The following is a 20,071-nucleotide window of genomic DNA, read 5'->3' as shown; positions in this document are numbered from 1 at the left end:
CCGGGCCGCCCCAAGCTGAATTCGCGCCCCTCGGGGGGGCAGCGACCCTCGCAGCGGCGGAGCGTGGGGGTTCAATGTTCAATGTTCAGCGTGCAGCTTCTCATGGATCTTCTTCGTCGTCCGCCAGACCGACCACAACACCAGCGGGATCATCACGCCGGCCAGCAGCTCCGGCTTGATGGGCAAGCCGATCTCCTTGCCCGCCTTGCCCAGGTAAAGGATCAGGCTGATCACATAGTACGAGATGGCCGCGATCGACAGACCTTCCACCGTGCTCTGCAAACGCAGCTGCATTTCCTGGCCCTTGGTCAGCTTGGCCAGCAGCTGCTGGTTCTGTTCCTCGGTCGCAATGTCCACCCGCGTGCGCAGCAGGGCACTGGTGCGCGTGACGCGGTCGGAGAGAGAGGCCAGACGTTGCGCGGTCGACTGCACCGTCGCCATGGCCGGTGACATCCGTCGCTGCATGAACTCGCCCAGCGTGCGCGTGCCGTGGATCGGCTGCTCACGCAGCTCGGCGATGCGCTCGCGCACCAGCGTGTCGTAGGCGCGCGTGGCCGAGAAGCGGTAGCTCTGTTCGGCGGTGGCGCGCTCGACGCCGGCCGCCAGCCCGATCAGCGTGTCCAGCAGCGCCTGATCGGTGTTGCTCTTGTTCTCCAGCTGCGCCGTGATGTCGGCCAGGGCGCCTTCGCTGCGCGAGAGCAGCGGCCCCAGCGACTTGGAGGCGGGCAGGCCGCGCAGCGCCATCAGGCGGTAGGTCTCCAGCTCCAGCAAGCGCGCGGCGATGCGGCCGGCACGGGTCTCGGAGGTGTCGGGCGGGCCGATCACCAGCAGGCGCTCGAAGCCGTCGGCACGCAGCCAGAAGTCGGTCACCGCCATCGAGTGGCCCTGGTTGCCCATCAGCGAGGCCACGACCGTGTGGTCACCCAGCCAGTGGCGCGCCTGCGCCAGCGCTGCGTGCGGTGACGCGATCTCTCCTTCGACCATCGCCAGCTGGACCGCCGCGATGGTGCGACCGGGCAGGCCGGCCAGCCAGCCCGGCGGCGTCACCAGCGCGCCCAGCAGGTCGGGATTGCTCGTCCCCAGACCGGCGCCTTCGGGCAAGGGCTGCACGATCGAATAGCGGGTGAACTCGGTGTGCCGCTCCCACTTGAGCGTGTAGCCCGGCAGGCGCAGACGCAGGAAGTTGGCGTTCAGCAGATCGGCCGACAGTGCCTCCTGCCCCGGCAGGCGCCGCAGGTGTTCGCACTCCTGCTCGCGCGTCACGTCCTCGTTGAACAGGGCCACATAGGTCACGAGTGCCGGCAGCCGGATGCGCGCTGGCGGACGGGCGTGCACCTCGTTGTGCAGCAGCTCGCGCTGCGGGTCGTTGGCGGGCAGCAGGGAGGATGTGGCATTCATGGCCCGATTGTGCCGAAACACCGCTGTCACGGACCTCGGCACAGCGGTGCCAACTGACTCAAAAAAAGAAAAGCGGCGCGTCTTCGCAGTGCGCGTGCGGCCTCCAGGACCCGCTAGGCGAACACCGGCAGGCCCTTGGACTGCCGGTCGCGCAGCTCGGCCAGCATGTCGCGCTCGGACATGCCCGCCGCCCAGACCGGGCGCAGCTGGAAATGCGGCTGGTCAACGATGGAGGTCCAGTTGCCGCCCCACTCCAGACCCAGCTCCATGCCCAGCACGCCGACCGCCTTGTACTTGGGTGAGTCGGCCAGGAACTTGCCGCCGCTGAAGACCCCGATGTCAAAGGCGATGCCGAAGTTGTGGTTCGAGTAGCCACCCCGCGCGTTGGTGACCTTGGGTCCCGGCGCGGTGCGTCCCTTCGCGTAGAGCGCATCCTGTTCGGCGTACGAGCGCGTGCCGCTGAGCACCTTGATGCTGATGCCGTTGTCCGCCGCCTTCTGCACCAGGGCGCGGGCCAGTCCTTGCACCTGCGGTTGCAGTGTCGCGATGTTGGTTTCGCTGCGCGGATCGACACTGGAGATCGCCGCTTCGGGCGCCACGCCATGGACCGTGGGTTTGACCAGGGCTGCATAGATCGCGCCCCATGTTTCTGCTCCTGCACGTCCGTCGACCTGGATCTTCAGAGCGCCTTGGACCGCGCGAATCATTTCCGAGAGTTCCATGTTGCTGCCTCCGTTGGGGGTGATGGCTTCACTCTAGGTCGACCCCTGTGGCACCACATCCTCCACCCGGAGGACGAGCGGCCGCCAGCATCCCCCAATGTAGGGTTGTGACGCACAGGCACGACTTCCAGAATCCGCCCACGCTTGATCCCGCGGTGCTCTGAACTGGAGTTGTTGCCATGCCCATCGACCGATTTGTCGACCTTCAGCACGTCATGGTGGAGTCACCGCTGCTGGTCTCTGGCGCAATGACCGCCGTGCGTCTGGACCCGGGAGTGGCGCGCATGCGGCTGGACCGCATCCGCCCCGAGCTGTTCGATCTTGTGGCCTCGCGCGGCTTTGATCGCGCCGACTCGCCCAATCCGGTCAGTCCCGTTGCACAGCCTGCCGACACCACGTTGTTCGCGAGCGCCGCCGGCGATGTGAGTTACTACCTGCCGCGCTACCGGCTGCGCACCACCGCACCAGGACGCTACGACGTGAACGTCGTGGCCGATCCGCAGGCCAGCGGCCAGTGGGTCGTCAGCCTGGGGCTGGAAACCTTTCCGGCGCCCGAGCTGGGTGATGCGGCACGCACGGCACAGGTGCTGCCGCACCAGCTCAACGCCGCGCTGCACTTTCGCATGCCCAACTCGACGGTCGAGCGGCGCCTGCCGGCGAGCGAGCTGCTGAACGATGCACGCGGTCCGGTCGTCGTGGTTCGGCTGGGACTATCCGAACGCGACGAACTGCTGGGCGCCTTCATGGCACAGAGTGCCGGCGCCAGCCTGACGCTGCAACGCAGCTTCACTGTGTCGGTCGAGATTCCGGCCGCAGCGCCGCCTCCGCCGCCACCGCCCCATCCAACGCTGCCGGTACCACCCATTCCCCGCCCGCCGCGGCCGATCCCGGTGCACCCACACCGGCCGGGAGGGGGACTGATCCATCCTCAGCTCATGGAGGCGCAACCCGCCGCCGTGCGCCTGACCAGTGCGGCGCTGGCAGTGGATCGATCGGCCATGCTGCGGCGCCGGTTCGAGATCGACCCGTCGGTGATCGACGCCGTCGTCGCAGAGCCGGTCGCACCGCAACCGCAGTTCCGCACGCAGTCCCTGAACCAGGCGCTGGAGATCGCGTTGTGGTTCGACAGCGGTTTGCACAGCTATGTCTATCCCAACGGCAGCCCCAGCGCAGGTTCGGTGACCAGCCTGCAGATGCACAGCGTGCCGTACACGGCCACGGGCCGCAGCACGCGCCACCACAGCTACCTGCAAAGCAGCAGCAATCCCACCCGGTTCTACTTCCTGCCCGACGCGTTCCGGCTGGCCCGCACGGAACACCCGCCCTTCAAGCCCGCGCTGGCATTCGTGGTCGACCAGTCGACCGATGCCCCGCAGGCCGATACCGGCACCACCGCATCCACCACCCCCAAGTCGGCCGTGGAGCTGATCGCCGACGTGCGGCCAGTGACCGACGGCAAGCGCTTGCTGGCCGCGAAAGAGGCATTGAAGAGCAAGCTGCCGACCACCGGCGTGCCGCCGGGTGAGATCTCGCTGGAGCCGCTGCTGGCGCCGTCGGTGTTGCGGCTGGGCCTGCCGCGGGGCGGTCGCATGCAGACGGTCGAGGTCTCCGCGCAGGTCGATCTGGCCAACGGTTTCCAGCTGAGCGAGCGATTCGCTCTCGACGACTTCCAGGACGTTTTTGCCGCCCTGATGGCGCCGCAGTCGGCCGCCCTGCTGCAGGGCAATGTCGCCGTGTCCACCGGGCTGGGTGGTGAGATCCTGGTGCCGGTGGAGCTGAACTTCCACGCGCTCGAGGGCGAACTGTTCCAGTACACCGAAACGCCAGACGTGGCCAATGGCTCGGTGGCGGTACAGCTGCTGAACCAGACCGGTGGGGCGCTGCACATCCCGGCGCTGCCGGTCTGGCTCAGCCGCGATGGCCTCATGGTGTCAGCCCGCATCGAAGGCCTGGACCTGAGTCAGCCGGTTGAGCTGCCCGCCGACGGACAGCTTGTGTTCCAGGTGGTTCCCGCCGAGCCCTGGCCCGCAACGGTCGCACCCGGCAGCGCCCCGGACGCGATCTTCGACACCTCGGCCATCACCGCGGTGCCCGACGCCAAGGCGCTGTTCGAGCAGACCTTCGACAACAGCGTGGCGCAGGAGACCGCGCGCTCCATCACGGTCATGACCGATGCCGAGGTGCTGACCAGCGCGCAGGCGCCCGACAAGGCCATCCGGCTGGTGATCATCGAATTCCGCGGCAACAAGAGCGTGCGCCTGAGCGCCAGCAAGCTGGAAGAAACGGTGGAGGTGCCGGTGGCCCTGATGGATGTGCTGCTGCGACGGGACACCGAAGGGCAGTACGAGTTCCGCCAGACCGTGGTCTTCAGCTCCGGCGCGCAGCAGAGCGACGCCTGGCGCAAGAGTGATCTGGGCCTGCTCTTTGTGCCCTTCACGGGCGGGAACTGAGATGTTCGCCGGCCGCCCCGACTGGCACGCCCCCACCCACTGGGCGGGGCGGCCGGTCCATGCGGTGTTCGAACAGCCCAGGCGCTTCATGGCTGCGCCGCAGCGGCTTCGCACCACGTCGTTCCGGCTCGACATCTACGAGCAGGACCGCGGTGACGCCGGCCTGGAAAACTTCTCGCTGCTGCAATTGGGTTTCGAGGCCGACTTCGACCTCGACGCAGTGCGGCAGGCAGCCCCGGATGCGCAGGATGGCCTGAGTGCACTGCCCGCCGAGGCCGCCTGGCTGCGCCTGCACGCTGCCGACGCACTGTCGCTGCCCCCCGAGGTGATGGCACTGCAGCCGCTGGACATGGCGGGCCTGGGCGCCATGGGGCTCGCGCTGCGGCTCGATGCTGCGTCCACCTCGCTGTTGGAAGGCGCCTTGCAGACCGGCCTGCTCGCCGTGGGTGCGCAGGCCTGGGTGCGGGTGCGCGGCGTCGCCGAACGCTGGCCACTGACTCTGGCCTTCGATCCCGCGGCCTTGCGCGTGGCGCTCCAGGCACCCGAATGCCCGCTCACGGCCTTGCGCGAACAATTGCTCAACGCGCCCGAAGCCCTGGGCTTTGCGGCCCTGCAGGATGTGCCGCTCTCCCAACGCGCCCAGGCCACCGAGGCCCTGCTGGATCGGCTGGTCGAACGCTTTGGCACGCTGCAACCCGCGACGGCCGACAGCGCGTCGGACGGGATTCAACTGGTCTTCGACGCGGAGCGGATGCCGCAAGGCCAGGTGAACTGGAACCTCGCCGAACCGCTGCTCTGCCCCCGCCTGCTTGTGATCGAGGCCGACCCACTGGCGCCGCTGCGCGAACTCGCGCCAGGACGATGGAACGGACAGCTGGTGCGCCGCCACAGCGTGCCGGCCCTGGGCAGCGGGTGGCACACGATCACGGTGCTGCCCAACCTGCCAGGGCCGCGGGCGGGTCTGCTGCGCACGCAGCTGGAACTGGTCGCACCACCCCATCCACCGGCACGGCCCTTCAGCAGCCATGCCTCGGCGCCCCTGCCTGCCGACGACGCGCCGTTCACGGTGAACCTGCGGCTCGCGCCGGACGAACCGCTGCACTACCAGTGGAAGACCAGCGCGTTTGTCCTGAACGGAACGCGGCCCGAGCTGATGCAGGGAACGCTGCAGACCGCTGACCAGCGCCATCTGGTCGTCGGCCCGGATGCGCTGGGTCTGCGGTTGATGTGCGTGGAGGTCGATCCGGCCCTGCTGCGCGAGGCGCAGGTGGAAGTGACCTGCCAGGGGCAACGCAACGGCAAGGCATGGACCGTCCGGGGTCAGGTGGACCGCGACCGCCGTCGCCTGGCCCTCGCGCTGCCCGCCGACCTGCAGGACGGCACCGTGACCGCGACCGCGACCGCCACATCGCTGACGGATAGCCGCCAGTGCACCGCGCCGCCGCAGCCCATCCCCGACAGCGGCGTGTATCTGGATCCCTTCAGCTTCGAGGGCAGCGGCGCCCGTTCGCTCTCGCTGGCCTGCGAATTCGACGACGACACACCGCAGGTACTGATCGAACTGGCGCCCGAAGACCGGACCGACGAGACCTCTCGCCGCACCTTGCGGCGCCTCACGCCTGCAGCACCCGCAACGGACTGGAGCTGGACCGCGCTCTCGCCGTTTCGCAGCGGCTACCGCTGGCGCTGGGCTGGTCAGTCCGACTGGTCAGCCGCCCTCTCACCCGCTCAGGCGCTGCAACTTCGCAGCAGCCAGGCGCCCACCAGGAGCACACCATGAGCGTGGAAATACAAGGTCTTGTCCTGACCGACCTGCCCGAGACCGGGGCCTTCGCCTACCGGCCTTTGCGTCCTTCACTGGCGCGCTCCGAAGACGGTCGTGCGCAGTTCAGCTTCATCCGGGCCGGCAGCGTGAACATGCTGTCGTTCACCGCGGTGTGGGAAGCGCCCCAGTCCGCCCTGGACCGGGCCCGCGACCAACTGGCCGCGCAGCACGCCCGCCCAGCACAGCAGATCCGCCTGGTACCCGAGGCGTTGGTTGCCAGCCCCGCCGAACTGCGGTTCGGCGACGGCACCGGCCAATGGACCACCGCGGCCACCACCGCATCGTCGGGTGTTGCACCCTTCCAGGCTGCGTTCAGTGCGATGCTCAGTCCCGAGCAAGCCGAGTGTCTGCTCAAGGCCACCGCCGGCGAGACCGGCTGGATGGGCGTCGCCTACCGGTTGACGCCCGTGCACGCGCCGGTGCGCCACAGCACGCTGGACGCGCAGTCGGCCTTCACCGCCGAGGCGAGCGTCAGCAGCGCCGACCCCGAAGACCTGTCCGCAGATCTGCGCACCGAAGCCAGTGCCAGCGTATCTGCCGCCCAGACCACCACCCCCAATGCACCGGCTGTCGACGAGAGCTTCGGCGACGCCGCGCACTGGGGACTGCCGAAGCCCTGAACCCCTCCCCGCCCCTTCCACCCCACCGAGGACTTTCACCATGATGCAACTTGACAACGTTCGCCAGCTGCTGGGCTTCCAGGTCCACGGCGACCACCAGAACGACCACACCTTCTACGTCTACCCCAACCGCCCCACCTTCGCGCGCATGGACAGTGGCGGACTGGCGCTGCGCTTCGTGGAGTACGGACAGCTGCGCGAGGACGGCGGCAAGAAGTTCGGCGGCTTTGTCGCCTTCGATGCCGAACTCACCGTGCCCGACGACGCCCTGGCCAAGATCACGGCCGAGCTGCAGAAAGAGGTTGACGCGAAATACAAGAACCGCGGTGTACCACCGCCCAAGGTCCAGATCGCGCCCATCCTCTGGACCGGCGGCACCGTGGAGCTGTTGCTCAGCGAAGGCGGTGCCCTGGTGGAGAAGGTGCGCGGCGCCGGCAAGCCATCGCTGTATGGACGCAATGTGGCGTCCTTCATGATGGAACTGTCGGAACTCGGCACCGCCATCTTCAAGGAGACCCTGAGCACCGGATCGGCCAGCGCCGTGACGGTGGTCTACAAGCTCGACCACTACATCCGCCTGCCCGAGATGAGCGCCTGGGGCACCTGGAACGCCTCCGAGTTCTACAGCTTCTTCCAGGACATCAACACCGAAGACAACTTCTGGAGCGAAGACAGCTACACCGAGGTGGTCAGCTCCAGCCGCTACAAGAACGACGTCACCAAGACCCACTTCGAGTTCACCCAGGCGCCCAACCTCTCGCCGGAGGAAAACGCCAAGCTCGAGAGCGATGTGCGCGCGCTGATCAACAAGCAGCTCGAAGCGGCTGTGCAGCGCAACCTGCTCAAGGAGATCGCCGAGGTCGACCCGAACGTGAAGGCTTTGCAGGAAGGCCAGGACATCGAGGACATCCGCCGCACGATCAACAAGAGCCAGATCGCCAACGTGCGGGTGGAGTGGAGCGAAGCCAAAACCATCATCACCAGCAAGGCGCCGCAGGGCCAGCTTCCCACCGTCACGTCGCTCAAGGGCGCCGACGGCAAGCCGGTGAAGTGGGAGGACTACTACAGCAAGCTCAGCGTCGACGAGTTCCTCAAGACCGTGCAGGTGAACATGCGCGTCAACGCCAGCTTCGCCGACCTGCCGATCCACAGCGTGGAAGTGAAGATCAGCTACCCGCACGGCCCCAACGCCAAGACGCAGGAGTTCACCTTCACCAGCCCTGACGCGGTGGCCAAGTTCGAATGCTTCGTGCACCAGGGCATCCGCAAGTTCAAGTACGCGTACACGGTCAACTACAAGGGCAGCGCCTTCGTCTTCAAGAGCCCCGAGATCGAGACCGACGACACCAACCTCACCATCAACGTCGACGACCTGGGCATCCTGGCGCTGGACATCGCACCCGGCGACATCAACTTCGGCCAGGTCGACCGCGCACTGATCACGGTGAGCTACGCCGGCGGCGCCCGGCCGTTCGAAGCCAAGTTCAACATGACCAAGACCAGCAACACCTTCAGTGTGCGCCAGGTCATCGAACAGCGGCGCACCGGCCCGGTCCAGGTGCAGGTGGTCTACCAGATGACCGACGGTCGCGAGATCAAGGGTCCGGTGCGCGAACAGACGGCCAACCAGCTCTACATCGACGACCCGTTCAGCGCCATGAAGACGATCAGCTTCCGCGCGGTCGGCGATCTGGTCAACGAAGTCGCGGGCATCACGGTCGACGCGGTGTACGAAGACGCGGGCAACAACTACCGCCAGCGCGTGAACAGGAACCTCAACAAGGACAACCCGGCCGACGACTGGACCTTTCCGGTGATCGACGACGCGCTGGGCGAGGTGCGCTACACCGCGACCGTGCTGTTCAAGGACGGCAAGATGAAGGAGCTGCCCGAGACAGTGGCCAAGCGCTCCACCATCACCCTGGGCAGCGGCACGGTCGAATTCCTGCAGATCAGCGTGGTGCCCGACCTGATGGACTGGGACAAGGCCAAGCTGGTCAATGTCGCGCTCAGCTACGAAGACACGGCCAACGGCGTGACCAGCCGCACCGAACTGCGCTTCAAGGCGGGCGACACCGAGAAGGCATGGAAGGTGGCGCTCAAGGACGCGGCAAAAACCGAGTACGAGGCCACCACCACCTACTTCCTCAAGGACGGCAGCAAGAAGGTGGTGGGGCCGACCCGCCAGTCCGACCTGTCGCTATTCCTCGAAGTACCGGCCTGAGCAGCAGGAGAACGACCATGCTGTTGCTCGACACCCGATCACGCATCATCAACGGCCTGTCGGTGTTCCCCGACCACGCCGATCCGGAGCAGTGGTACTACATGCCCACGGCCCCGCACCTCACCACCCTGCGCGACAGCGCGCTTGGCCTGGACATCCCGCAGTTCATGCTGCTGGGCTTCCGGGGAGACGCCGGCAACGGCGGCTTCCTGAACTTTGACTGCAACGTGGGCGCGAGCCAGGCCCAGATCGACGACCTCGCGCGCGAGATCGCCAACGCCGAGAACCTGCGCAACGCGCCGCGCATCGCGCCAATCCCGCTGGAGGGAGGCACGGTGCGGCTGATGATGCTGGGCAAGGACAGCGCCACGCCCCCACCGACCGGCACACCGGCCACGCCCGCCGGGCCGCAGTTCGTGCTGAAGATGGACCACAGCGCCAACCCGTCGCTCTACGGCGACAACCAGGCGGCGTTTTCGGTGCAGCTGGACCAGGACGGGTTCACCGTCATGCAGCAGGTGCTCGACGGCGAGATCCTGCCGATCGCGGTGGTCTATTCACTCGAATTCCTGGGCCTGCGCCCGGCCTACAACATCCGGCTGAAGGTGGACTGGGACCGTGTGCAGAAGCACATGGACGAGAGCTTCTCGGCCAGCTTCCTGGTCTTCTCGACCGAGATCGGCAAGGCGGTGGACGAGCTGATCGACAAGCGCGCCATCGTGCTCGAAGCCGACACCTTCGTGGCAGAGGGCGACGACACCAAGGGCATCATCGACCGCCGCGACGCGGCCCTGGCCCAGGTGCGCGCCATGATCACCGAGGCCTTCTTCAGCGTCAGCCTGCCGCCCTGGACGCCCGAGAAAAAGCCCGACTGGGAACGCGCCATGGACGCCGTGGGCCGCTTCGCCGCCGCCCAGTCGGCCCAGGCCGCCGGCGGACCGGCCGCCGGCCTGATGCCCAGCTTCAGCTACAAGCGCATGGACTACACGCGCATGGACAAGAAGGCGCTCAACGTCAACTTCTCCGAACGCGTGGCGGTCAAGAAGCACATCCACCCGCAAGGCCATCTGCAGTCGCTGTTCAAGACACTGCGCGACGGTCGTGTGCCGATGGACCACTTCGTCAAGCAGGTCTCGCTCGACAACGAATGGTTCAAGAAGCGCAAGCTGCGTGTGACCGCCCGCAACGACCTGGCCGCCGACGACATCGCCAGCATCAACGTCCGGGCGGCCTACGGCGACAAGCCGCAGAACGCATTGCTGACGCCGGCCGCGCTGGAGACGAAATTCGAATGGTTCAGCCAGATCGACGCCGGCAAACCACTGCGCAACGTGGCCATGGAATACGAGGTGACGTTCAAGAACGTCGACGCGACCAAGCGACCGGCCAGGCTCAAGAGCAAGCCCTGGAACGTGGACATCGACAACGTGGAGATCGTGCCGCGCGATCTCTACAACCTCATCACGGTCCCGGTGATGGCGGAGAACTTTCCCTGGGAGCGCTACAGCTCGGTGGAAGTGCAGCTGCGCTATGCCGACGACACACACGACATCGCCCAGCACGACACCCTGCGCCTCACCAAGGACGCGCCATCGGCCAACTGGAAGATGTTCGTGCTCGATCCGGACAAGACCACGTTCGAAGTGAAAAAGGTCTTTCGCGCCATCGACAACCGGGACGTCGAGCAGGGCTGGCAGGGCAGCGACGAGACCCAGGTCACGGTGCGCAACCCGTTTCCCACCCGGCGCGTGGTGCAGGTGGTGCCCAGTGTCGACTGGACGCAGGTTCAGGAGGCCTTTGTCGACTTCCGCTACGAGGACCCTGCCAACAACGTGCTGGTCGAGGAGTCGATGAGCTTCACCGAAGGCGCCAGCTCCAAGGCCTTCGCGGTCGACCTGCGCAACCCGGCGCTGAAGTCGGTGTTCTACCGGATCAGCCTGCAATACAAGGACAGCCGCTTCGTCGAGCTGCCCGAGTCGATGACCAACGCCAGCCGCATCGCGATCAAGACCGATGCCAAGGGGCGGCGCATTGTCACCGTTCGCGCGCCATCGGACTTCGAGCACCGCCACCTGCGCAAGGCGACCGTCTCGCTGCGCTTCGAGGACTTCGCCGGCGGCCTTTCCTTTGCCGACGAGCTGGTGTTCGAGAACGGCCAGAGCTCGGGCGAGTTCGAGTACGACTACCTCGATCCCGACCGCATGCGCTTCGAGTACAGCGTGCGCTGGCTGTTTGAAAACGGGCTCACCAAGGTCACCGACTGGACCGCCACCGCGGCGACCGATCTGGCGCTGCGCATCCCCAACTGACCACCCGCGAGGACACCATGCTGCAACTCGACTCACGCTCGATTTCGATCGAAGGCGTCACCGTGTTTCGCGACCACGCCGACGCGTCTCAGTTCTGGTACCTGCCCGGACCGGTGACGCTGTCCAAACGCGACGCCGACCAGCGCACCCAGTTCACCTACCTCAAATACAAGAACCGCGGCGGGACCGCGCGGCGCGGTGGCGGCTACCTGATGATCGAGACCCGGCTCAGGCTGGACCCCGATCTGGAGCGCAGGGTGCTGGAGCGGCTGGCGTCGATCAGCCGCGGCCGGCCCCGCCTGGCACCGGTGCCGTTCGACGACGGCACGGTCAGCTGCGTGGCGCTCAACCTGCAGGGTTCCGGAGGCACCCGGGCCACCACCTCGGCCACCGCCCCAGAAGGCTCGTTCAATGCGGTGGAGAGCATCCTGGGCGCCGGCAAGCCTTCGCTGGCCGGCGACAACACCGCCGTGTTCAGCCTGGAGCTGTCGGCCGAAGGCGCGACCATCCTGGAGAAGGCCCTCAAGGACGGCACGACGCCGATCGGCGTGATTTACGACCTCAAGTACACCGGCCTGCGCCCGGCCTTCAACGTCAAGATCACCGCCGACTTCAACCAGGTGTTCACCCACTTCAGCACCTCGGCCGATGGCCAGCGGGGCTTCGTGCGGGCCGGCATCGATACCGGCTTCGAGCGGCTGGTGCGCAGCGGCGCGATCAAGATCGAGGTCGCCGACATGACCGGCACGCCCGAGAACGAAGCCCGCATCAAGGAAGCGCTCGACTTCTTCAAGGCGCAGGTGCTCAACACCTGGTTCACGCCGGTGCTCACGCCTGGCACCCTGGCCGCCACCGCCGCCACGGCCGCCTCGCTCGACCAGGTGCGCCTCCTGGGCGAGCAGCTGCGACCGCCGCAACCGCAGGCCCCGGAACGCCCGGGCGCCACACCCACGGCGCCCGCCACCGACGACCCGGGTCCCAGCCCCACCGAAGGCACCGGACACGGTCCGGCCGCGACCGGTCTGGGCGCCAACGGCGCGTCCGCCGGCGCCAGCGCCAGCAGCAGCCCGACCGAAGGCTCCGGCGAACCGGCAACCAGCACCCCGCCCCCTGGCGGCGCGGGCACGCGCAGTGGCACCACGCCGGTCGCCGCAGCCGCTGACCGCAGCGCTCCTGGCACACCACGCCGTGACGAGGCCGTGGCGGCGTTCCGCCTGCGCTCGATCCGGCAGGAGGAGCGCCGCACCGCGACCTTCGAATACAACCGGTCCGAGGCCCAACAGCGCACCTATGCACCGCAGGGCTTCATCGGTCTGATGGCGCGCGAGCTGAACCGGCCGCCCTACTTCGTCGAGATCGACCTCGACGACCCGTTCTTCCAGACCATCAAGGTTGAGGCCAAGGCGCCGTTCGCGTTCGAAACCCTGGGCCTGAAAGAGATCCATCTGCAACTGGACTACGGGCCGGTCAGCGATCCGAACAACCACCGGCGGCAGGACTTCGTGTTCAGTGCCGACGACCATGCCACCAAGTCGGTGGAGTTCGTCGTGAACCTCCGCAAGGACCAGACCTACGCCTGGCAGGCGCAGTACCACTTCGACCCGACCAGCGGCTGGGAGGGCGAGCATTTCAGCCACGACGCTCCGCGGATTGCTGCGACCGACGACCGCACCCTGGTGCTCAACCCGATGGAGTCGATCGGCTTCCTGCAGCTGCGCGTCGAACCCGGCCGCATCGACCCGGGCGTGATCGACTTCACCGAGGTCGAGATGGCCTACGAGGACCCGAGCGGCTGGAAGAGGGAAAAGAGCGGCCGCATCGTCGCCGCAACGCCCACCGCGCTCGAATGGAAGCTGCGGATCTCGCCGACCTCCACACGCAGCTGGCGCTACCAGGTACGCCACCACCTCAAGGACGGCAGCGTAGTCGAGCTGCCACCGGTCACCACACGCGCCACCTCGGTGGTCGTGGACGACCCCTACCCGGGCTCGCTGGACCTGACCATCTTCCCGATCGTCGACTTCAGCACGGTGCGCGCCGCGATGCTGGACGTCAACTACGCCGATCCGGCCCACCACTACACCCGCCACGAGCGCGTGCGCCTGACCCCCGAGATGACCGAAGCGCGCGTGCGCTTCTCCACCCCCGACCCGTCAAAGAAGCGCTACAGCCACCAGCTCACCGTGGTCCACACCGACGGGCGCACCGAGCGCCCGGCGCTGGTCGAGACCGAAAACGACGTGATCACCGTGGTGATCTGAAACCAAGCCCCACCCAACGCACCCAGGAGCGACCCATGACCACCAAGCGAGCCGTTGTCGTCGGCGTGAACGACTATTCCGTGCAGGGCTACAACAGCCTGCGTTTCTGCGTGGCCGATGCGGCCTCGATGTACCACATGCTGGTCGATGCCTTCAGTTTCGCGCCGCAGGACATCTTCTATCTCACCGACGGCGCGGCCACCTCGACCCGCATCCGCCAGGCCTTGCGCTACTGCGTGACCCAGTCGCAGCCGGGTGACGTGATCTGCTTCTACTACTCCGGTCACGGCGGAAGGACGCCGCACCCCGTGGTGCCGACCCAGATGTTCGAGACCATCATCCCGTTCTCCGGGCAGCACATCAGCGACCACGAAATCTACTCGCTCGCCGATTCGCTCGAACCCTCGGTCGCCAACTTCACCATCATCCTGGACAGCTGCCATTCGGGCGGCATGCACGACGAAACCGAGATCGCGCGCCGCGCCCGCTCGCCGCAGTTCAGCACCGACCTGCTGCAGCGTCTGGGCCAGTGCCGCACGCTGCTGCCCTGCGGCATCTGCCTGCCGCCGGCCAACCGCACCGTGCTGGACAACAACATCCGCAGCGTGACCACCCGCAACACCGGCGTGGTGGTGGAGGAAGACAACACACGCCGCCTGGTGCAGCAGGCCAAGTCCACGTTGATCGCGGCCAGCTCGGCCGCCCAGGTTGCCATGGAGACCGAAGCCATCGGCCACGGCCTGCTGACCAAGTCCTTCCTCGACCTGGTCAACGCCAGCAACTTCAGCATCGACCACCACGGCCTGATCGAGTCACTCACCTCCTCGGTGGCCGCGCTGATGACCCAGCACTTCCCCGGCCAGCAGCAGACACCGCAGCTGCGCGGCCAGGCCAACCGCATGAGCGAGACCTTCCTGGACGGCTGGCGCGACTCGCGCTGAACCGACATCCCACCGCACCGAACCACCACGAGGAGTTCCCATGCTCAGCCTCGAAAAGCCCATCACGGTCGACGGCGTCACGGTCTTCCGCGACCACGCCGATGCCAACCAGTTCTGGTACCTGCCCAGCCCCGTCGGCCTGGCGCGCCGACCCGGCCCGGACAACCTCGCGGAATTCAGCTTCCTGAAATACAAGGCCGCCAGCGTGGACATCGGGAAGACCGGTGGCGGCTTCCTGATGTTCAAGACCACGCTCAAGCTCACGCCCCAGCTGGAGTCGCGCATCCTGGGCCGGATCAACGCCGAGCCCGGGGTCACACCCCCGGCCCGCCTGGCGGCGGCACCGTTCGAGGAAGGCGCGGTGCAGTGCCTGGCGCTGAACCTGCAGGGTTCGGGCGGCACCGCCGCGACCGCACCACCCGAAGGCGCTTTCAACGCGGTCGAATTGATCCTGGGCGCGTCGGTGCCGTCGATGGACAGCGAGAACGGCGCGGCGTTCAGCCTGTCGCTGTCCAAAGAAGGAGCGACCATCCTGGAACAGGCCTTCAGTGACGGCATGTCGCCCATCGGCGTGATCTACAACATGAAGTACCTGGCGATGCGGCCGTCGATCGACGTCGAGATCACCGCCGACTTCGAACGCATCTTCAACCACTTCAGCGCCAGCATCGAAGCCCAGTACCAGTTCGTGCGCGGCGGCATCGACGCAGCGTTTGAGTCGCTGGTGCAGAGCGGCGCGATCCAGATCAAGGTGATCAACTTCACCGACGAGGCCGACGAGCGCGAGCAGGAGAAGTGGGCGCTCGACTTCTTCAAGGACGACCTGCTGTCCAAATGGTTCGAGCCCACGCTGACGCCGGGCCAGCTGGCCGCGCAACAGGCCACCAGCGACCCGCTGAGCGAGGTGATCGCCACCGGACGCGACCTGCTGAAGGGCGCCAACAACACCAGCACCAATCCGGCCACCGGCACCGGCACAGGCACCAACACCAACACCGGCACGAACACCAACCCAGCCAGTGGCACCGGCGGCGTGCAGCCCGCCACGCTCACCGTGGAGCAGCAGAGCCCGACGCCCCTGCCGTCCGGTCAGGGCGTCACGCACACGCCCGCCACCAGCGGCCTGGCCGAGACCCTGAACATCACGGGGACCGGCGCCACGGTGCGCGTGGATGGCCAGCCGGTGGCGCCCGATTCCGCCGGTCGCATCACTGTGACAGTGAATGTGGCGAGCCAGAAGACCATCGAGGTGGAATGGACCGCACAGACCACCGAAGAGACCTTCGGCCTGTTCTTCGATTTCGACAAACCCGCCGAAGCCAACTGGCGCGTCAATCCGCCGTCGCCCGAGTACCGCACCTACGTGGACAACAGCACCACCGATCCGCGCTTCCAGAACGCCTCGGGCACCCTGCGCATCGAGGGCGACGGCAACTGGAGCGGGCCGGAGCATGGCGCCGACCGGCTGCGAGCCTGGATCCAGGCCCTGCCGACGCCGCGCAATGTGCGCGTGGAAGCCTACGCCAGCCACGAACACGGCGACGGGCGCGGCGAGACCCAGCGCGAGGCCTACAACACGCGTCTTTCGTCGCGACGCCGCGACGTGGCCCTGGCCATCGTGCAACGCGCGGGAGGCACCGTGACCGGCGGCACCGCCAACGGCGACCACCCGGCCTCCAGCCGACCGGGCACCCACTCGCCGATGGGTGGCGACCCCGACAACCGCGTGGCCCACATCATCGGCCGCAGCACCGGCACCACACCCTCACGCTGGCGCGGCGTGCTGCGGCGACCCGCGTCGCCGGTGCCTCCTCCTCCTCCGCCGCCCCCACCACCACCGCCTCCGCCGCCACCCCCCCCCCCGCCACCGGCCCAGGGCGGCAGCTCGCTTCCGGTCGTGGCGAGCTTCAAGCTGAAGTTTGTGCGCCAGGAGGAGCGCAAGAAACTCACCCTGCGCTACAACCGCTCCGAAGCGACCCGCCGCACCTATGCGCCTCAGGGGTTCTTCGGTCTGATGCTGGGCGACCTGCGCGACAAGTCCCGCTACTTCAAGGAGATCGATCTCGACGATCCGTTCTTCCGCGAGTTCAAGGTCGAGGCCAGCATGCCGATCGACTTCGCGCCCATCGCACTGGCCTCGGCCCAGGTCGCGCTGGACTACGGCGATCCGGCCAAACCGCAGGACCACAAGCACGCCGACTTCGTGTTTCTACCTGGCGAGAACAAGGTCGAAACCTTCAAGGTGTTTCTCAACAGCACCCGCGACATCGGTTACCGGGCCGGCTACCAGTTCCACTTCGATCCGCAATCGGGCTGGGCCGCCGACCGGCATTCCTACGACATCCCGGCCCAGCCCACGCTGGACCGCACGCTGTTCGTCAACCCCTACGAGCACATCGAGTTCCGTGAAATCAGCGCGATCGCCGGCGACATCGACTGGGAGGTGGTCGAGTCGATGGAGCTCAACCTGAAAGCCCACGGCTACGCCAGCCCGGAACCCCGCACCGTGCTCACGCTGCGCCGCGACAGCCCCCCGCAGGTCTGGAAGTTGCGCGGCGCCAAGCCGGCACCCGCCGACCGCGGTGTCGACATGGAGCTGGTGCAACGCCTCAAGGACGGCAGCGTCACGCGCTTGCCGGCGACCGAGGTCGAGGTGTCACAGATCGTGGTGCACGACCTGTTTGTGGGCGCGCTGCGGATCGAGTTCATTCCGGCGTTCGATCCCGCCACCGTGAACCGCGTGCTGGTCGATGTCGAGTACCGCGACCCGGCCAACCAGTACGAGCGCATCGAGCGGCTGGAGATTCCGGGCACTGCGACCGACTCGGTCAAGCTGCGCATGGCCCTGCGCGACAGGAGCCTGCGCCAGTATCGCTTCCGCCTGACCTTCGTCGGCCCGAACCTGTTCCAGCAGCGGGCCTGGGTGGACACGGCGGAGGAAATCCAGCCGGTGAGTCTGTGAGGTGGTGACGTGAGCCCGGCCGAAGCCACCATGGCAGGACCCGCCACGATGGCTTGTGCGATCCCCGCTGCGGTCGAGGCCACGCTCGACCGCATGGCGCCCGTGCTGCCTGTGTCAGTGGCGTCTGCCCGCGCCGCCCTGGAATCACAACTGGGCGCCGTCGGCCGCTCGGTCTGGCCGGAGGTGGCGTGGCGGTTCAGCCGGCTCACCAACACCGGCCTGCCGATCGAGTTCGCCTGGTCCTCGCGCGAGACGGCGCTGCGGTACACGGTGGAGGTGGCGCCGCCGGAAGCGCCCGATGCCGGGCGGCTGCCCCTGGCCGCCCGGCAACTCGACTGGCCAGACGATCCGCTGCCCGCGATGGGGCCCTGGCTCGCGTTGCAACAGGAGCGGGAATTGCGGTTTGGCGCCTGGCTGGGGGCACGTTTCTCGTCCACCGGTCAGGCCACCAAGCTGTATGCAGAGCTGCCGCACGGAGCGGCCCTGCCCCCGGTGCTGATCGCGGCCCACCCCTGGTTGCGCGGGTCCAGCCTGCACTGGCGCATGGCCGGTCTGAACGCCGACCGGACCCTGGAGCTGTACGCACAAAGCGCCGATCTCGACCGGACGCGCTTGCTTGACCTTGCCCAGAGCCTCTTCGGAACGCCCGTGCCAGGCGCCGCCCTGTCGCGGCATCTGGATCTGCTCAGCGGCGGGCAGGACCTGCCGCGGCCTTCCGGATTGAGCGTGGTGTTCGACGGCGACCTGCAGCCGCGTGCCCTGACCTGGTTCTGTTTCGCCAAGGCGGTGTTCCGCGACGACGAACAGGTCCGGCAGACGCTGCTCTCCGCGGTGAGCGGCACAACCGCCAAGGTCTATGCAGCACTGGCCAACGGCCCTGCCGATGGGCGCTGGCGCCACGGCATGGTGGGTGCGGGTGTCGACGCTGGCGGATCGGTCTGGCTGCAGTGCGGCCTGAGGCCCACATGACACTGGCGCCGCCCGCGCTGCCCGGCCTGGTCGCCAGCGAGATGCACACCGGCGGGCGGCGGCTGCCAGATCGCAACGGTTTTGCCACGGCCCTGGCCGTGCGCGCGCTGCGGCACAGGGGTCATGCCGTGCCACCCGCCATGCTGGCCGTGCTAGAACGCTGCCGCTCGGTACACGGCGGCTTCGGCTTCTGGCCGCAGGGCCTGCGCCCGCACTGGGCGCCGGCATTGCCGGACGACGCCGACGACACCGCCATCATGGCGCTGGAGCTGTATCTGGCCGGACGCCTGACCCGCGACGAGGTTCGGCGCACCGCCTGCCAGCGCATTGGCACAAGGCGCATTGGCCGCCTGCCCGCCCTGCGTCCACCGTGGCTGCGCACCGGCGTGTTCGCGACCTGGAGCCGTCTGGCCGGGGGACAGGACATGGTCGACTGCACCGTGATCACCAATGTGCTGGCGCTGCTGACCGTGGCCGGGCTGGAGGGGATTCCTGGCGCAGACACATCGATGGCCTTGCTGGAATGCGCGCTCGACTGGGCGGGCGACGATGACGCCCGCGCCAGCAGCCTGTCGCCGTTCTACCCCGATGCGGCCGAATGGCTGCTGGCGCTGGACCACGCCGCAGCCATCGGCGCCAAGGGCATGCCTGCGCTGTTGCGCCGGGCGCTATGCACGCGCTGGGGACAGGCTGCGGCGCAGCGCCGCCACGCGCCTGACCACGCCATCTGCTCCAGCCCTTACGGGCTGGCGGTATGGCGCTCGCCGGCGCTCTGTGCGGTCCGATGCAGCGCCGAAGGCACCTGAGCAGCACCCGGAAAAAAGAAAACCCGCCGGGCTTGCGCCGGGCGGGTTGTGAAGGCCACGCCCTTGGTGCGTGGCGTCAGGGATTCAGAACGGAATGTCGTCGTCCATGTCGTCGAAGCCGCTGGAAGGCTTCGCAGCGACAGGCGCAGGCGCAGGGCGGGCCGCCGGGGCTGCTGCACGCGGCGCCGCGGCCGGGCGGCTGTAGCCGCCGCCACCACCGCCTTCGTCACCACCGCCCATGCCTTCGCGGCCGCCCAGCAGCTGCAGCTCGGTGGCGATGATGTCGACCGTGTTCTTCTCGACGCCAGTGGCCTTGTCGACGTAGGTGCCGTACTTCAGGCGGCCTTCGACGTAGATCGGGCGGCCCTTCTTCACGTACTCGCCGGCGATTTCGGCCAGGCGGTCATAGAAGGTGACGCGGTGCCACTGGGTGTCTTCGATGGTCTCGCCGCTGTTGCGGTCCTTGCGGCGGCTGGAGGTCGCGACGCTGACGTTGGCGACGGCCTGGCCCGAGGGCAGGTAACGGATTTCGGGGTCGCGGCCGCAGTTGCCGACGAGGATGACTTTGTTGACGGATGCCATGA

General features: G+C 67.6%; 13 protein-coding genes. 10 read left to right on the top strand and 3 right to left on the bottom strand.

The features are described from left to right. Positions 1-78: 78 nt before the first annotated feature. Both ACLIJ1_RS22295 and ACLIJ1_RS22290 read right to left on the bottom strand, forming a co-directional pair. The gene (locus ACLIJ1_RS22295; RefSeq protein ID WP_411367762.1) at positions 79-1,398 is read right to left on the bottom strand and encodes a DUF3422 family protein; all 1,320 of its coding nucleotides are present in this window, start codon (positions 1,396-1,398) and stop codon (positions 79-81) included. A 113-nt stretch (positions 1,399-1,511) separates the two neighbouring features. Next, positions 1,512-2,120 (bottom strand): M15 family metallopeptidase, encoded by a 609-nt coding sequence (locus ACLIJ1_RS22290; protein WP_411367761.1) that lies wholly within the window; start codon positions 2,118-2,120, stop codon positions 1,512-1,514. A 179-nt stretch (positions 2,121-2,299) separates the two neighbouring features. On the opposite strand from ACLIJ1_RS22290, the gene ACLIJ1_RS22285 reads away from it, so the two are divergent. Genes ACLIJ1_RS22285 through ACLIJ1_RS22240 form a run of 10 tightly spaced genes read left to right on the top strand, consistent with a single transcriptional unit; the run spans position 2,300 to position 19,487 of the window. Continuing rightward, entirely contained in the window at positions 2,300-4,570 is a 2,271-nt protein-coding gene (locus ACLIJ1_RS22285; RefSeq protein ID WP_411367760.1) for a hypothetical protein, read from the top strand. 1 nt (position 4,571) lies between these two features. After that, positions 4,572-6,350, top strand: a complete 1,779-nt coding sequence (locus ACLIJ1_RS22280; protein ID WP_411367759.1) for a hypothetical protein — start codon at positions 4,572-4,574, stop codon at positions 6,348-6,350. Next, positions 6,347-7,015 carry a hypothetical protein gene (locus tag ACLIJ1_RS22275; protein ID WP_411367758.1) on the top strand — a complete coding sequence of 223 codons (669 nt, stop codon included), beginning with the start codon at positions 6,347-6,349 and terminating at the stop codon, positions 7,013-7,015. Before ACLIJ1_RS22280 ends, ACLIJ1_RS22275 begins: the two co-directional genes overlap by 4 nt. A gap of 40 nt (positions 7,016-7,055) precedes the next feature. Further along, positions 7,056-9,239, top strand: coding sequence for a hypothetical protein (locus ACLIJ1_RS22270; RefSeq protein ID WP_411367757.1), 2,184 nt, complete (start codon positions 7,056-7,058; stop codon positions 9,237-9,239). A gap of 17 nt (positions 9,240-9,256) precedes the next feature. Beyond that, positions 9,257-11,548: a hypothetical protein gene (locus ACLIJ1_RS22265; protein WP_411367756.1), complete on the top strand. Its 2,292-nt coding sequence runs from the start codon at positions 9,257-9,259 to the stop codon at positions 11,546-11,548. A 17-nt stretch (positions 11,549-11,565) separates the two neighbouring features. Further along, positions 11,566-13,809, top strand: a complete 2,244-nt coding sequence (locus ACLIJ1_RS22260) for a hypothetical protein (RefSeq protein WP_411367755.1) — start codon at positions 11,566-11,568, stop codon at positions 13,807-13,809. Between the two features lie 35 nt (positions 13,810-13,844). Continuing rightward, positions 13,845-14,750 (top strand): caspase domain-containing protein, encoded by a 906-nt coding sequence (locus ACLIJ1_RS22255; protein ID WP_411367754.1) that lies wholly within the window; start codon positions 13,845-13,847, stop codon positions 14,748-14,750. A gap of 40 nt (positions 14,751-14,790) precedes the next feature. Beyond that, positions 14,791-17,712: a hypothetical protein gene (locus ACLIJ1_RS22250; protein WP_411367753.1), complete on the top strand. Its 2,922-nt coding sequence runs from the start codon at positions 14,791-14,793 to the stop codon at positions 17,710-17,712. A 9-nt stretch (positions 17,713-17,721) separates the two neighbouring features. Further along, on the top strand, positions 17,722-18,681 hold the full coding sequence (locus tag ACLIJ1_RS22245) for a hypothetical protein (RefSeq protein WP_411367752.1): 960 nt from the start codon (positions 17,722-17,724) through the stop codon (positions 18,679-18,681). After that, positions 18,678-19,487: a hypothetical protein gene (locus ACLIJ1_RS22240; protein ID WP_411367751.1), complete on the top strand. Its 810-nt coding sequence runs from the start codon at positions 18,678-18,680 to the stop codon at positions 19,485-19,487. Before ACLIJ1_RS22245 ends, ACLIJ1_RS22240 begins: the two co-directional genes overlap by 4 nt. Before the next feature lie 84 nt (positions 19,488-19,571). On the opposite strand, the gene ssb is transcribed toward ACLIJ1_RS22240, so the two are convergent. Further along, positions 19,572-20,069, bottom strand: a complete 498-nt coding sequence (gene ssb / locus ACLIJ1_RS22235; protein WP_411367750.1) for a single-stranded DNA-binding protein — start codon at positions 20,067-20,069, stop codon at positions 19,572-19,574. Between the last annotated feature and the right edge of the window lie 2 nt (positions 20,070-20,071).

This window comes from Hydrogenophaga sp. RWCD_12 (assembly GCF_046604225.1).
Lineage (GTDB): Bacteria > Pseudomonadota > Gammaproteobacteria > Burkholderiales > Burkholderiaceae_C > Hydrogenophaga.
The sequence above is the reverse complement of the archived record's forward strand: the minus strand, read 5'-3'. Positions and strand labels throughout refer to the sequence as shown.

Excerpts from the sequence above, each read along its gene's own strand:
- ACLIJ1_RS22240 (WP_411367751.1), top strand. The coding sequence starts at position 18,678 with ATGACACTGGCGCCGCCCGCGCTGCCCGGCCTGGTCGCCAGCGAGATG.
- ACLIJ1_RS22280 (WP_411367759.1), top strand. The coding sequence starts at position 4,572 with ATGTTCGCCGGCCGCCCCGACTGGCACGCCCCCACCCACTGGGCGGGG.
- ACLIJ1_RS22255 (WP_411367754.1), top strand. The coding sequence starts at position 13,845 with ATGACCACCAAGCGAGCCGTTGTCGTCGGCGTGAACGACTATTCCGTG.
- ACLIJ1_RS22285 (WP_411367760.1), top strand. The coding sequence starts at position 2,300 with ATGCCCATCGACCGATTTGTCGACCTTCAGCACGTCATGGTGGAGTCA.
- ACLIJ1_RS22275 (WP_411367758.1), top strand. The coding sequence starts at position 6,347 with ATGAGCGTGGAAATACAAGGTCTTGTCCTGACCGACCTGCCCGAGACC.
- ACLIJ1_RS22260 (WP_411367755.1), top strand. The coding sequence starts at position 11,566 with ATGCTGCAACTCGACTCACGCTCGATTTCGATCGAAGGCGTCACCGTG.
- ACLIJ1_RS22265 (WP_411367756.1), top strand. The coding sequence starts at position 9,257 with ATGCTGTTGCTCGACACCCGATCACGCATCATCAACGGCCTGTCGGTG.
- ACLIJ1_RS22250 (WP_411367753.1), top strand. The coding sequence starts at position 14,791 with ATGCTCAGCCTCGAAAAGCCCATCACGGTCGACGGCGTCACGGTCTTC.
- ACLIJ1_RS22270 (WP_411367757.1), top strand. The coding sequence starts at position 7,056 with ATGATGCAACTTGACAACGTTCGCCAGCTGCTGGGCTTCCAGGTCCAC.
- ssb (WP_411367750.1), bottom strand. The coding sequence starts at position 20,069 with ATGGCATCCGTCAACAAAGTCATCCTCGTCGGCAACTGCGGCCGCGAC.
- ACLIJ1_RS22295 (WP_411367762.1), bottom strand. The coding sequence starts at position 1,398 with ATGAATGCCACATCCTCCCTGCTGCCCGCCAACGACCCGCAGCGCGAG.
- ACLIJ1_RS22290 (WP_411367761.1), bottom strand. The coding sequence starts at position 2,120 with ATGGAACTCTCGGAAATGATTCGCGCGGTCCAAGGCGCTCTGAAGATC.